This is a genomic window from Sphingobium sp. Z007 (assembly GCF_900013425.1).
Taxonomy (GTDB): Bacteria; Pseudomonadota; Alphaproteobacteria; order Sphingomonadales; family Sphingomonadaceae; genus Sphingobium.
This window is the reverse complement of the sequence record NZ_FBXK01000005.1, coordinates 2,817,129-2,830,470: the sequence shown is the minus strand read 5'-3', so window position 1 is coordinate 2,830,470 and position 13,342 is coordinate 2,817,129. Positions and strand designations below refer to the sequence as shown.

The window sequence follows — 13,342 nt, the reverse complement described above, 5'->3', positions numbered from 1 at the left end:
TGTGACCGGTCCCGATGGCGACACGATATTCGCCCTGTCCAGCGGTGCGCCGCCGGCAGGGATTGCGGTCATACGGATAAGCGGAGGGCAGGCGGGGGCGGCGCTTGCGACCTTGGCCCGTCGCTTGCCTTCACCGCGCAGCGCGAGCCTGGCGTTGCTGAAAGACCCGCGCGACGATGCGCCGCTTGATCGTGCGCTGGTGCTGTGGTTGCCCGGTCCGTCGACCGTCACGGGCGAGGATATGGCCGAACTCCATTGCCATGGCGGTCGCGCCGTGGTGGCGGCGGTGGAGGAGGCGCTGGCGGCCATGCCCGGATTACGGCGAGCCGAGGCGGGGGAGTTCACTCGCCGCGCTTTCGCTCATGGCCGCATGGACCTGAACGCGATAGAGGGCCTGTCCGACCTGCTCGCCGCCGAAACCCAGGGCCAGCGCCGCGCCGCCTTGCTGATGGCGGAAGGGCATTTTTCGCGCCGCATCGACGGCTGGCGGCTTGGCTTGCTCGACCTGTCCGCCATGGCTGAGGCGGCGCTCGACTTCTCGGACGAGGATGATGTGCCCGACGCCGCGATCGAAACGCGGATCGGCGCGGGGATCGCCGCATTGGCGCAAGACGTCGCCGCCGTCCTGGCTGCGCCATCGGCCGAGCGGCTGCGCGATGGCATCCGCGTCGTGCTGGCCGGGCCACCCAATGCCGGCAAGTCGACGCTGCTCAATGCATTGGTCGGGCGCGACGCGGCGATCGTATCCGAAATCGCGGGCACCACCCGCGACCGTATCGAAGTGCCGGCCGCGATCGGCGGCACCGCCTTCCTCTTCACCGACACCGCCGGCCTGCGCGGCGAAACGGACGATGTGATCGAGGCGATCGGCATGGACCGCGCCCGCGCCGCGCTGGACGCGGCCGACATCATCCTGTGGCTGGGCGACGCGGCTGAACTGCCCCACGCCGATGCCCTGTTGATTGCCGCGCAGTCCGACCGTAGCGGTCCTGATCGTCCCGGCCTGCGCCTGTCCGCCTGCACCGGCGAAGGCATGGACAGGCTGATCGCCACGCTTCAGGAACGCGCTGCGGCACTTCTGCCGGGGGAGGGCGACTATGCCCTGCACGCGCGCCAGAGACAGCAAGTTGGACAGTTATACGCGCATCTCGCAACGGCTGGTGCGACCGATGATTTGCTCGTCATCGCTGAAGATTTGCGACAAGCCCGCCGCACCATCGATGCGCTGACCGGGCAGGCGGGAACCGAAGATATGCTGGACCGTCTCTTTGCGGGTTTCTGCATCGGCAAATGATGCATGTTCCACGTGGAACGCTTTTGACCCACCCCCCTTCATTCTGATAAGGGGCGGCCATGCAAAGACGTTATGATGTGATCGTGGTCGGGGGCGGCCATGCCGGCTGTGAGGCAGCCGCTGCCGCAGCGCGCAAGGGCGCGTCGGTGGCGCTGCTCACCTTCGCCCGCGATACCGTTGGTGCCATGTCCTGCAATCCGGCGATCGGCGGGTTGGGCAAGGGTCATTTGGTGCGCGAAGTCGATGCGCTCGATGGGCTGATCGCGCGCGCCGCCGACGCCGCCGCCATCCATTATCGGATGCTCAATAGCAGCAAGGGTGCCGCCGTGCAGGGGCCGCGCGTGCAGGCAGATCGTAAACGGTATCGTGCCGCCATCCACCAGATGCTCGACGCGCAGTTGGGGCTGGAGATTGTTGAGGGCGAAGCCGACGCCTTGCTGATCGACGGAGACGCGATCGCAGGCATCGCATTGGCCGACGGCCGGACCATCGCTGCGCCGACGGTGGTGCTGGCCACCGGCACATTCCTTGGCGGCAAGCTCTTCCGCGGGGATGAGCGCGAGACCGGCGGGCGGATCGGCGAACGGGCCGCTAGCGCTTTGGGTATTCAGTTGCGCGACCTCGGCCTGCCGATCGCTCGGCTCAAGACGGGCACGCCGCCTCGCCTCGATGGCCGCACCATCGATTGGGCGCGTCTGGAAACGCAGCCGTCGGACGGGGAGGCGTGGACCATGTCGCCTCTCTCGTCGCGCCGCGTGCTGCCGCAACTTGCCTGCGCCATCACCCGCACCAACGACGCCACCCATGCGATCATCCGCGATGGCATGGACCGGTCGCCCTTGTTCAGCGGGGCGATCGAGGGGCGGGGACCGCGTTATTGCCCGTCTATCGAGGACAAGGTCGTGCGCTTCGGCGATCGGGACGGGCATCAGATTTTCCTGGAACCGGAAGGGCTGGACGATCCGCTCGTCTATCCCAATGGCATCAGCACCTCGCTGCCGACCGACGTGCAGATCGCCATGGTGAGATCGATGCCCGGGCTGGAGCAGGCCATCATCGCCGTTCCGGGCTATGCAGTCGAATATGACCATGTCGATCCGCGCGCGCTCGATTCCACGCTGGAAGTGCGCCAACTGACCGGCCTGTTCTGCGCCGGTCAGATCAACGGCACGACAGGCTATGAAGAAGCAGCCGCGCAAGGGCTGGTCGCCGGTACCAATGCCGCCGCCCGTGCGCGCGGCGAAGCACCGATGATCCTGGACCGTGCCAGCAGTTATATCGGCGTGATGATCGACGACCTCGTTTTGCAGGGTGTCACCGAGCCCTATCGGATGCTCACGGCCCGCGCCGAATATCGGCTGCGGTTGCGTGCCGACAATGCGGAGACGCGGTTGGGTCCGATCGGTCTCGCCCATGGCGTGATTGGTCGCGATCGCGCAGCCCGATTGGCCGAGCGCCAGACGCGGCGCGCCGCGATCGAGGCGGAACTCGCCCAGCCCAGGACCGCCAGTGAGATGGCGCGTGCGGGCGCGATGGTCCGGCAGGATGGTGCACGACGCAGCTTGTTCGAATGGGCGCGCTTCCCCGAAGTCGATCGGGCGTTGCTGTGCGCGCTCGCGCCGACGCTGCGCGCTGCCCCCGCCGACCTGCGCGACGAAATATTGGAGGACGCCCATTACGCCCCCTATCTGCAACGACAGGATAGCGAGATCGCCGAACTGCGCCGCAATGAGCGTGTCATCATCCCTGTCGATTTTAATTTCCGCACCATCGGCGGGTTATCGACCGAGATGATCGAGCGCCTCGACGCCGCCCGTCCCGACACGCTGGCGGCCGCCGGTCGCATCCGCGGCATTACCCCGGCGGCGCTGGCGGCGATCCTGATCCATGTCCGCCGGGTGGCTGCGTGACCGAAGAGGAAGCCCGCGCTTGGCTGACAGCGCATTGCGATGTTTCACGTGAAACATGGGGCAGGCTCGAACGCTATGTCGCCATCCTCCTGTCCGCCATGGACGAGCAGAATTTGATCGCACAATCGACTCGTCCCCATATTTGGGTGCGGCATATCGTCGATTCCGCGCAGCTGCTCCGTCACACCGAACACGCGGCCGAGGGGCACTGGATCGATCTTGGATCGGGCGCTGGCCTTCCCGGTATCGTGCTCGCCTGCCTATCCGACCGCCCGTTGATAATGGTCGAATCCCGGCGCAAGCGGATCGATTTTCTGGAAAGCGTGATTGCCGAACTGGGCCTGACCCATGCCCGCGTCTTTGGCGGTCGTGTCGAAATGGTCCCGCCCGCGCGAGCCGCCGTCATCAGCGCCCGCGCCTACGCGCCTTTGCCCAAGCTATTCGAATCAGCACTGCATCTTTCCGACAAAAACAGCCTTTGGGTGCTGCCCAAAGGACGAAATGCGCAAAATGAACTGGAGGCGGCGCGTCCGGCATGGCAAGGTGTGTTTCACGTGGAACCCAGCATAACGGATGACGACAGCGCCATCATCGTGGCCCACGCCGTAAAGCCCGCCAAAAGGAAAGGCTGAGGATGATCCGTATCGCCATCGCCAATCAGAAGGGCGGCGTGGGTAAGACCACCACCGCGATCAATCTTGCGACTGGTCTGGCAGCCACGGGCTTGCGCGTGTTGTTGGTCGATCTCGATCCGCAGGGCAATGCCTCTACCGGTCTTGGCGTCGGTCATGCCGACCGCGCGCAATCCAGCTACGACCTGCTGGTCGGCAATTGCGCTTTGGACGACACGGTCATCGCCACGCGGGTTCCCAAGCTCGACCTGGTTCCTGCAACGCAAGACTTATCGGGCTGCGAAATCGAACTGATCGATTATGAGCAGCGCACTCACAGGCTGGAGCGCGTGCTGGCCGAAGCCCAGCCGGGGCGTTGGGACATCTGCCTGATCGACTGCCCGCCTTCGCTGGGCTTGCTCACAATCAATGCGATGGTGGGCGCACAATATCTGCTGGTGCCGCTCCAATGCGAATTTTTTGCATTGGAAGGTCTCTCGCAACTGCTCCAGACGGTCGAGCGTATCCGTGGCCGTTTCAACCCCGGCCTGTCGATCATGGGCGTGGCGCTGACCATGTATGATCGCCGCAATCGCCTGACCGATCAGGTCGCCGACGATGTGCGCGCGTGCCTGGGCGATCTCGTCTTCTCGACCGTCATCCCGCGCAATGTCCGCCTGTCCGAAGCGCCCAGCCATGGCGTACCCGCTCTCATCTACGACTTCCGCTGTTCGGGGTCCGAAGCCTATATGCGTCTGGCGCGCGAACTGATCGCGCGCCTGCCCCGACAGGAGGTTGCTGCTTGAGCGACGAAACGACCGACAAGCCCAAGATCGCCAAGCGCCCCCATGGTCTGGGCCGCGGGCTGTCTGCCCTGTTGGGGGATGTCGCGCGCGAGGAGCCGGTTGCGCCCAACGCCATCCCCGCCAATGGCAAGGCGGTGCAGAGCATCGAAGTCTCGCTGATCCAGCCGCACCCCGAACAGCCGCGTCGCCATTTCGACGAAGGCGCTTTGCAGGAACTGGCCGAGAGCATTGCCAAGCGCGGCGTCATCCAGCCGATCATCGTGCGCCCCCATGGCGGCGGGTTCCAGATCATCGCGGGCGAGCGCCGGTGGCGTGCGGCACAGCGGGCGCAGATGCACCGCATCCCTGCGATCGTGCGCGATTTCGACGAGCAGGAAACGCTTGAAATCGCGCTGATCGAAAACATCCAGCGCGAGGATCTCAACCCGATCGAAGAGGCGGAAGCCTATCGCAAGCTGATCGCCGAATTTCACCATAGCCAGGACGCACTGGGTCGTATCGTCGGCAAATCGCGCAGCCATGTCGCCAACCTGATGCGCCTGCTCGAACTGCCGCAGACGGTGCAGCAGCAGGTGATGGAAAGCCGGATCAGCATGGGCCATGCCCGTGCGCTGATCGGCCTGCCCGATTGCGAGGCGCTGGCGCGGCAGATCGAGGATAAGGGCTTGTCCGTCCGCGATACCGAAAAACTGGTGCGCCGCGTCAAGACCGGCGTCGAAGCGCCAGCGGCCAGGCGCGCCGTCGGCACTGGCGACAAAGACCCGGACATCGCGGCGCTGGAGCAGCATCTGGCCGACATATTGGGCCTGAAGGCCGAGATCGCGCATGAGGGCGCATCGACCGGCGGCACTTTGGCGTTGCGCTATTCCAACCTCGACCAGCTGGACATGCTGTGCCAGCGTCTGTCGGGCGAGCGCATCTAGGACCGACGGCGGCCCCACTCGTCGCAGCGCATACGCGCGAAGTTCAAGAAGTTCGGCACGCCGTGTCCATAAAGCCCGCTGGTCTTTTGTCCCCCTGCTCCTTAGATTGCGGGGATGGCCGATATGATCTCCACCCACGCCGCTGCGCCCACCGTCATTCGCCGGATGGACTATCGTCCGCCCGACTGGCTGATGCCTGACGTCACGCTCGACTTCGATCTCGATCCCGCGCTGACCAGGGTGCGGACGACATTGTCGGTCACGCGCAATGGCGATCATGACCGCCCCCTCCGCCTTGATGGCGAAGGCCTCGTGCCGCTGGTCGTGTGCGTCGATGGCCGTCCGTTGGCGCAGGACGAATGGCATTTGGAGGCGGGCGCGCTTATCATCGCGCTGCCCGGCGGCGCGCATAGCGTCGAAACGCTGGTCGAGCTGTCGCCGGAGGGCAACAGCAAGCTGATGGGTCTTTACGCCAGCGGTGGGCTGCTGTGCACCCAGTGCGAGGCAGAGGGTTTCCGCCGCATCACCTTTTTCCCCGATCGGCCGGACATCTTGTCGCGCTACAGCGTGCGCATGGAAGCGGACAAGGCGCGCTTCCCTGTCCTTCTTTCCAACGGCGACCCCATCGAGCAGGGTGATCTGCTGGACGGCCGCCACTGGGCGCGTTGGAACGATCCTTTCCCCAAGCCCTGCTATCTTTTCGCGCTGGTCGCGGGCGACCTCGCCTGCAATGGCGACCGCTTCGTAACGATGAGCGGGCGCGAGGTGCAGCTTGGAATCTGGGTGCGCGAAGCCGATCTGGCCCGGACCGATCATGCCATGCAGGCGCTCAAGAACAGCATGGCCTGGGACGAGCGCGTCTATGGCCGCGAATATGATCTGGATGTGTTCAACATCGTCGCCGTGGCCGACTTCAATTTCGGCGCGATGGAGAATAAGGGCCTCAACATTTTTAATTCGCGCTATATTTTGGCTGACCCCGAAACGGCGACCGACATTGACTATGACGGGGTCGAGGGCGTGGTGGCGCATGAATATTTCCACAACTGGTCAGGCAATCGCGTCACCTGTCGCGACTGGTTTCAACTCAGTCTCAAGGAAGGCTTCACCGTCTTTCGCGACCAGAATTTCTCCGCCGACATGGGCAGCCATGCGGTCAAGCGGATCGAAGATGTGCGCATCCTGCGCGCCGCCCAGTTCCAGGAGGATTCAGGACCGCTCGCCCATCCGGTGCGTCCTGAATCCTATATGGAAATCAGCAACTTCTACACGGCGACCATTTATAACAAGGGCGCCGAGCTGATCCGTATGATGGCGCTGATGCTGGGCGCCGAGCGTTTCCGGGCGGGCACCGATCTCTATTTCGACCGTCATGACGGACAGGCCGCCACATGCGAGGATTTCGTGCTGGCGATGGAGGAGGGCGGGGGCATCGACCTTACCCAGTTCCGCCTATGGTATGCGCAGGCCGGCACCCCGCATGTTCGCGCCCTCATCACCCATGATCCGGTGAGCCAGAGCGTCGAACTAGTGCTGGAACAGACGATCCCGCCGACGCCGGGCCAGACCAACAAACAGCCGATGGCGATCCCGCTGCGCACCGCCCTGTTCGATCCCATTAACGGGCAGCATCCCGGTGATGAACTGCTCATGCTGACGCAGGCCAGGCAGAGCTTCACCCTCACCGGCTTCCCGGTCCCGCCGATCCTGTCGATCAACCGCGGCTTTTCCGCGCCAGTGATCGTCGAGACGAACCGCAGCCAGGCCGATCTGGCCTTCCTGTCGGCGCACGACGACGATCCTTTCGCGCGCTATGAAGCGATGCAGCAGTTGATGGTCAATGTGCTGATCGGCCGCATCGCGGGGCACGCCACGGACGACGCAGCCGTCGTCGATGCCGTGCGCAATATCATCACCGATCCGCTGCTCGATCCCGCTTTCGTGGCGGAGGCGATCCGCCTGCCCAGCGAAGCCTATCTAGGCGATCAGATGCGGTTGGTAGATCCAGACGCGATCCACGCCGCACGCGATGCCCTGCAACAGCAGATCGGCGGCGCGCTGGCGCCGCTCTGGCGCGATATCCATGCTGGGACCAAAGCAAGCGCTTTCTCCCTGTCACCGGCTGCCAAGGGCGCCCGGAAGCTGCGCAACGCGGCGCTCCATTATCTGGTGGCGTCCGGGGCTGAGGACGGCCCCGCCGTCGCTTTCGCCCAGTTCAGCGAGGCCGACAACATGACCGAGCGTCAGGCGGCGCTGGGGGTCCTGGCCAATGCTGCCAGCGCGGAGCGCGAGGCGGCGCTGGATATCTTCTACAACCGCTACGCCGCCGACGCTCTGACCCTCGACAAATGGTTTCAGACCCAGGCTTTCGCGCTTCATCCCGATACCGTGGAACTGGTGGCGCAGCTTAGCGAGCACAAGGATTTTACGCTCGCCAACCCCAATAGGGTACGGTCTCTGTTCGGCGCGTTCGCCGGGAACCAATGGGCGTTCCACCATAAGTCGGGCAAGGGCTATCGCCTGCTGGCCGACTGCATCATCGCGCTGGATAAGCTCAATCCGCAGACGGCGGCGAAACTGGTGCCGCCGCTGGGGCGCTGGAAACGGTTCGAAGAAGGGCGCGCGGCGCTCATGCGGGCAGAACTGCAACGCATCCTAGCGCAACCGGGATTGTCAAAGGATGTGACCGAACAGACGAGCAAGAGCCTGGACTGACGCCCGTTGTCGGTCCGCGCCGCCCCTATGCGGGACGCGAACCGAAGGAGGTTCTCACTCTTTCACGGACGCAGCCCAGGCCGCGACATCGGCCGCAACTTTGTTCGCCGCCGCATTGATCGGCCCGCCGACCGTGCCCGCTTCAATCTTGCCGCCCACCGGCTGGGTCGCGGTGAATCGCTGCCGCGCCAGCGCCACGCCATTGGGGGTGCTCAGCACGGCGTCATAGGTCACAACGGCGTTGTTGCTGGCCGCGTCCAAGCCGAAAGCGACCAGTTCGCCGCCCAGACGCTGACCGCCGTCGCCCGAAAACTGTCCGCTATCCAGCACCACACGGTCGGTCGTGGCAGAAATGGTTTCGGCCAGCAGACGGCGGAACAGGTGGCGCGGCGTGTCGGCCCATTGCACCTTGGTCACATAGGCGACGGAGGTCGGCCCCAATTGCACCGGCACACGCACCGTATCCAGCATCTTGGGCGCATCGGGATCGGCCACGATGAGCGTGCGCCCGCTGCCGGCCACGCGCGTCGCGCCTGACGGCACCTTCTGCGCCGCGTCCAGCGTCAACAATTGCGCCGGCGGCTTGGGGCCGAACGACACGCAGCCGGACAGCACGAAGGCGGCGGTCAGCGCGGTCAGCGCGCCTGTCCGGTTCAGGCCGGGGTGTTTCACATGGAACATGGTCAGCATCTCTCTCATCATCCTGTCCGCGATCATGGCTTATAGTCCGGCAGCTTGGGCGATCCGACCAGCGAACCAGCGCCCTGCTGGTCGAGCTTTTCCGCGACACCGCGGAAGGAGCGCGACATTTCGCGCAGGTCGCGGACCAGCTGGTTGACCTCCGGCATGGTCTGGGTGCTGAACGCCTTCACGCCCGGTTGTGCTTCACCAATGGTCTTGTCCAGCGTCTCGATGCTGCGGGTCGCGGCTTGCACGCTCTTGCGCAGGTCGCTCATCAGCGGTCGGCCTTCCTCGTTCAGCATCGTGTCGGTGGTGGCGGCAAGCTTGCCGATCTGCTCGACGGCGACGCCGGTGCGCTGCACCGCGATGCGCGCTTCGGCCAGGGTGGCGGCGATTTCCGGGCTGCGATCAGCCAGGGCCCCCGACACCCGCTCGACATTGGCCAATATGCCCGCGATCGATTGCTGGTTCTTGTCGTTCAGCAATTCGGTCAACCGCTCGGTCAACGTCGAAATCCGTTCCAGCAGCTGCGGCGCATTGTTGAGCAGTTCGCCCAGCGCGCCGGGCTTGGTCGGGATCACGGGCACGCCATCGGGGCAGGCGGCCAGTATATTGTCGGCCGGGCAGGCGATCGGCGGCGCGCCCTTAACCGCGCCGTCCAGCACCACTTCGCTGACGCCGGTGAAGCCGACGCCAGCGATGGTGGCGGTCGTGCCCTGTAGAACAGGGGTGCCGTCCTTCACCGAAATGCGGACCTTCACGAAGCTGGGATCCCGCTTCCACAACTCGATCGTCTCGACCTTGCCCGACGGCACGCCGGCATAATTGACCGCCGATCCCTTCGCCAGGCCGCTCACCGACTGTTTGAAGAAGATGTCATATTCCTTATTCTCGCCATCGGAGATGCGCGAGAACCAGAAGGCGGCGGCCATGATCGCAGCCAATAGCAGCAGCGTGACTGCGCCGACCAGCACGTGATTGGAGCGGGTTTCCATATCCTATCGCCTTCCGTCCGACGGGCTGAGCGCCGCCTCTGTCTGTTCGCGGTCCTTATGGCGCGACACGGCCGCAGTCGCGGCCCGGCCGCGCGGACCGTTGAAATATTCCTGTATCCAGGGATGATCGGTCGCCAGCAATTCGTCGATCGTGCCGACCGCCGTCACCTTTTTGTCCGCCAGCACCGCCACCCGGTCGCAGATCGAATAGAGCGTATCGAGATCATGGGTGATGAGGAAGACGGTCAGGCCTAGCGTCTGCTGCAATTTGCGCGTCTGGTCGTCGAATGCGGCCGCACCGATTGGGTCGAGACCGGCCGTCGGTTCGTCCAGGAACAGCAGGTCCGGGTCCAGCGCCAGCGCGCGGGCCAGGCCAGCCCGCTTCTTCATGCCGCCGGACAGTTCGGACGGATATTTGGGACCGGCCTCGGTCGGCAGGCCGGTCATGCGGATCTTGTAGGCGGCAATCTCATCGCGCAGCTCAGGCCCAATATTGGGATAATATTCGCGGATCGGCACTTCGACATTTTCGGCGACGGTCAGCGTCGAAAACAGCGCGCCACCCTGAAACAGCACGCCCCAACGCTTGCGGATCGCCAGCGCCTCATCATCCGACCGCCCGACCATGGACTCGCCAAAGACCTGGACTTCGCCCTCATCGGGTGTCTGAAGCCCGATGATCGAGCGCATCAGCACTGACTTGCCGGTGCCGGAACCGCCCACGACGCCCAATATCTCGCCCCTTCGGACGTCCAGATCCAGCCCGTCATGGATCAGCTGGTCGCCGAAACTGTTGCGCAGGCCGCGCACCGAAATGGCGATGTCGGCGGTCTGGACCGCTTCGTTGATGCGCCGTTCCTCGGCCCCGATGATGTCTTCCTCGCCCATCAGTTCCAGCCTACCCAGGTGAAGAAGACGGCGAAGAACGCGTCGATGACGATGACCATGAAGATCGCCTGCACGACGGCGGCCGTGGTGCGCAGCCCCACTTCCTCGGCATTGCCCTTGACCTGCATGCCCTGGTAGCAGCCCGACAGCGCGATAATGATGCCAAAGACCGGCGCTTTGATAAGGCCCACCCACAGGTCGGTGATCGGCACGACCTCCCGCAGCCGCTGGATGAAGGTGATCGGCGGGATTTCGAGGGCAATGGCGCACAGGAAGCCGCCACCGATCACCGCCATCACCGATGCGTAAAAGCCCAGCAACGGCATCATGATGACGACGGCCAGCGTGCGGGGCAGCACCAGCGCCTCCATCGGCGACACGCCGATGGTGCGCATCGCATCGATCTCCTCGGTCAGCTTCATCGTGCCCAGCTGCGCAGCGAAGGCGGAGCCGGAGCGGCCCGCGACCATGATCGCGGTCATCAGCACGCCAAGCTCTCGAAATGTCAGGCGGCCGACCAGGTTGATCGTCAGCATCTCCATGCCGAACTGGCGCAGCTGCACCGATCCCTGCTGGGCGATGACGATGCCGATCAGGAAACTCATCAGGCCGATGATGCCCAGAGCGGACACGCCGACCACCTCGAACCGCTGGACCACCGCATTGACGCGGAAGCGACGCGGATGGCGGATGACCGCGCCCATGGCGATCAGCGTGGCGCCGAAAAAGCCGAGCAGCCCCATCAGGGTCGCGCCGGACGCGATGACGGCGTCGCCGATCTGGCCGACGACGCGGCGCAACGGATGGACATGATCGGGCCGGATCGGCACCGGATCGTCCAGTTCGCCAACAGCGTCGATCAGGCGGCGTGCGTCGTCGCTGGCGCCGGTGACCTCGCAGCCCAGCCTCTTGGCGGTGCGATGCACGGTCCAGGCGCCGATCGTATCCATATGGTCGACGGTGGACAGGTCGATCGCGCCCACAGGCTGCTGCACGGCGTCCAGCCGGCCCGGCAGATCCCCCAGACAGGCGATCGCAAGCGACCCGGAAAGCCGGACCACATTGCTGCCGTCGCGCTGTTCCTCGACTAGTTCGGCGGCTTTATTCATGCGATGGGATTAGTGATCCATTATCGGTTGCACGGCAAGCCGAAACGGCCCATCCGCAAGCCAGAACGAAGGGCATGACGAAAAGTTTCGGATACGGCATGACGATACACAAGTTGGCCATCTACGATATGGACCGCACGGTGACCTTCAAGGGCACCTATACCGGCTTCCTGATCCATGTGGCGGGCAACATGGCGCCGTGGCGACTGGTGCTTTTCCCCTGCGTCATCCTGTTGATGCTGGCCTATGTGGTGAAGCTCATCAGCCGCCAGCGGCTCAAGGAATATAATCAGGCGCTGATGATCGGCTTCAACGTCGAGCGCGCGAAATTAATGCCGCATGTCGAAAGCTATGCCGACCGGGTGATCGCCCGCAACCTGCGCGCCGGCGCGGTGGCGCAGATCGCGCAGGACCGGGCCGATGGCTACACGCTGGTGCTCGCCACCGCCTCCTACCGCCTCTATGTCGAACCGATCGCGCGGCGACTGGGGTTCGACGCGGTGATCGCCACCGATCATCTGAGCCAGGATTTGCGCTATGTCCGCGCCAGAATCGCCGGCGAAAATTGCTACGACACCGGCAAGCTGCGGATGATAAAGGCATGGATGGCGTCCCAGGCGATCGACCGAGGCCAGGCCCATATTCGGGCCTATTCCGACCATGTGTCGGACGCTCCGATGCTGGAGTTTGCAGATATTCCCTTCGCCGCCAACCCGCACAAGTCGCTGGCCAGGCTGGCGGCAGAGCGGGGCTGGACGCGGGTGGATTGGAACTGACTTAGAAATTCCGTTCGGTTCGAGCTTGTCGACAACCTAAGCGCGCTGTTCTCGACAAGCTCGAACCGAACGGTGTGGGCCTATAGCGTCAACCCGTCGATCGCGGCCCAACCATCCGCTCCTATCCTGCGCAGCATGGGCCGGTGTGTCCGGCGCACGCCGCCTAACGCCATCACCGGCGCATCGACCTGCCGCGCCAAGGCGGCGAAGCGCACGGGACCGAGCGCGCCAGCGCCTGGATGCGACCGGGTCGGGAAAAGGGGCGAGACGAAGCAAAAATCCGCACCCCGCGCCGTCATCGCTTCCCGCACATCATGCACGGCTTGGCTGCGGAGCAAAGGACGGGCGGTGCGTCTGACGTCCCGCCCATGCGCGCCATCGGCCCGCCATGCCGCCGCGTCCCGCGCCGAACCGGCGAGCAACAGCACCAGCCGTCGCCGCCACGCGATCGCCCTTAACGCCATAAACAACGCCCGCCGCGCCTTCTCATCGGTGCGATAATGGCGAAAGACGATGCCGCCGCGCCCCTTGGGCAGGCGCGCGGCCGCGGCCAGCAACGCAGCATCGTTCACCCGTTCGTCGGTCATCAGCCAGAGGGTAGGCAGTTTTTTGCGGTGGCGACCATCCATGGCCT

12 protein-coding genes are annotated in these 13,342 nt (G+C 64.7%); 7 read left to right on the top strand and 5 right to left on the bottom strand.

Annotated features, from left to right (window positions below; translation table 11 throughout):
• Position 1: 1 nt before the first annotated feature.
• The 6 genes from mnmE (at position 2) to pepN (ending at position 8,259) form a co-directional block, all read left to right on the top strand.
• Positions 2-1,294, top strand: a complete 1,293-nt coding sequence (gene mnmE, locus CEQ44_RS21655; protein ID WP_088181692.1) for a tRNA uridine-5-carboxymethylaminomethyl(34) synthesis GTPase MnmE — start codon at positions 2-4, stop codon at positions 1,292-1,294.
• Positions 1,295-1,353: 59 nt separating this feature from the next.
• Positions 1,354-3,204 carry a tRNA uridine-5-carboxymethylaminomethyl(34) synthesis enzyme MnmG gene (gene mnmG, locus CEQ44_RS21650; protein WP_088181691.1) on the top strand — a complete coding sequence of 617 codons (1,851 nt, stop codon included), beginning with the start codon at positions 1,354-1,356 and terminating at the stop codon, positions 3,202-3,204.
• A complete protein-coding gene (gene rsmG, locus CEQ44_RS21645; RefSeq protein WP_088181690.1) occupies positions 3,201-3,836 on the top strand; it encodes a 16S rRNA (guanine(527)-N(7))-methyltransferase RsmG in 636 nt (211 codons plus the stop codon). The genes mnmG and rsmG overlap by 4 nt, the downstream gene beginning before the upstream one ends.
• Before the next feature lie 2 nt (positions 3,837-3,838).
• Positions 3,839-4,621, top strand: a complete 783-nt coding sequence (locus tag CEQ44_RS21640; protein WP_066607266.1) for a ParA family protein — start codon at positions 3,839-3,841, stop codon at positions 4,619-4,621.
• Positions 4,618-5,544 (top strand): ParB/RepB/Spo0J family partition protein, encoded by a 927-nt coding sequence (locus tag CEQ44_RS21635; protein WP_088181689.1) that lies wholly within the window; start codon positions 4,618-4,620, stop codon positions 5,542-5,544. Before CEQ44_RS21640 ends, CEQ44_RS21635 begins: the two co-directional genes overlap by 4 nt.
• A 114-nt stretch (positions 5,545-5,658) precedes the next feature.
• Positions 5,659-8,259, top strand: coding sequence for an aminopeptidase N (pepN, locus tag CEQ44_RS21630; RefSeq protein ID WP_088181688.1), 2,601 nt, complete (start codon positions 5,659-5,661; stop codon positions 8,257-8,259).
• Positions 8,260-8,313: 54 nt separating this feature from the next.
• Here the strand turns inward: pepN and CEQ44_RS21625 are convergent, their stop codons facing one another.
• The 4 genes from CEQ44_RS21625 to CEQ44_RS21610 are packed head-to-tail and all read right to left on the bottom strand — an operon-like array spanning position 8,314 to position 11,932.
• The gene (locus CEQ44_RS21625; RefSeq protein WP_088181729.1) at positions 8,314-8,940 is read right to left on the bottom strand and encodes an ABC-type transport auxiliary lipoprotein family protein; all 627 of its coding nucleotides are present in this window, start codon (positions 8,938-8,940) and stop codon (positions 8,314-8,316) included.
• 32 nt (positions 8,941-8,972) lie between these two features.
• Positions 8,973-9,935 (bottom strand): MlaD family protein, encoded by a 963-nt coding sequence (locus CEQ44_RS21620; RefSeq protein WP_088181687.1) that lies wholly within the window; start codon positions 9,933-9,935, stop codon positions 8,973-8,975.
• 3 nt (positions 9,936-9,938) lie between these two features.
• A complete protein-coding gene (locus CEQ44_RS21615; RefSeq protein WP_088181686.1) occupies positions 9,939-10,823 on the bottom strand; it encodes an ABC transporter ATP-binding protein in 885 nt (294 codons plus the stop codon).
• Positions 10,823-11,932: an MlaE family lipid ABC transporter permease subunit gene (locus CEQ44_RS21610; protein ID WP_088181685.1), complete on the bottom strand. Its 1,110-nt coding sequence runs from the start codon at positions 11,930-11,932 to the stop codon at positions 10,823-10,825. Before CEQ44_RS21610 ends, CEQ44_RS21615 begins: the two co-directional genes overlap by 1 nt.
• 98 nt (positions 11,933-12,030) lie before the next feature.
• Here CEQ44_RS21610 and CEQ44_RS21605 point away from each other — a divergent pair, with 98 nt between their 5' ends.
• Positions 12,031-12,708 (top strand): HAD family phosphatase, encoded by a 678-nt coding sequence (locus CEQ44_RS21605; protein WP_088181728.1) that lies wholly within the window; start codon positions 12,031-12,033, stop codon positions 12,706-12,708.
• 80 nt (positions 12,709-12,788) lie between these two features.
• On the opposite strand, the gene CEQ44_RS21600 is transcribed toward CEQ44_RS21605, so the two are convergent.
• Positions 12,789-13,337 carry a thiamine phosphate synthase gene (locus tag CEQ44_RS21600; protein WP_088181684.1) on the bottom strand — a complete coding sequence of 183 codons (549 nt, stop codon included), beginning with the start codon at positions 13,335-13,337 and terminating at the stop codon, positions 12,789-12,791.
• Positions 13,338-13,342: the final 5 nt, after the last annotated feature.

Coding starts and splice junctions, on each gene's coding strand:
- CEQ44_RS21615 (WP_088181686.1), bottom strand. CDS start 10,823: ATGGGCGAGGAAGACATCATCGGGGCCGAGGAACGGCGCATCAACGAA.
- CEQ44_RS21640 (WP_066607266.1), top strand. CDS start 3,839: ATGATCCGTATCGCCATCGCCAATCAGAAGGGCGGCGTGGGTAAGACC.
- CEQ44_RS21600 (WP_088181684.1), bottom strand. CDS start 13,337: ATGGATGGTCGCCACCGCAAAAAACTGCCTACCCTCTGGCTGATGACC.
- mnmG (WP_088181691.1), top strand. CDS start 1,354: ATGCAAAGACGTTATGATGTGATCGTGGTCGGGGGCGGCCATGCCGGC.
- CEQ44_RS21610 (WP_088181685.1), bottom strand. CDS start 11,932: ATGAATAAAGCCGCCGAACTAGTCGAGGAACAGCGCGACGGCAGCAAT.
- pepN (WP_088181688.1), top strand. CDS start 5,659: ATGGCCGATATGATCTCCACCCACGCCGCTGCGCCCACCGTCATTCGC.
- CEQ44_RS21625 (WP_088181729.1), bottom strand. CDS start 8,940: ATGTTCCATGTGAAACACCCCGGCCTGAACCGGACAGGCGCGCTGACC.
- CEQ44_RS21620 (WP_088181687.1), bottom strand. CDS start 9,935: ATGGAAACCCGCTCCAATCACGTGCTGGTCGGCGCAGTCACGCTGCTG.
- CEQ44_RS21605 (WP_088181728.1), top strand. CDS start 12,031: ATGACGATACACAAGTTGGCCATCTACGATATGGACCGCACGGTGACC.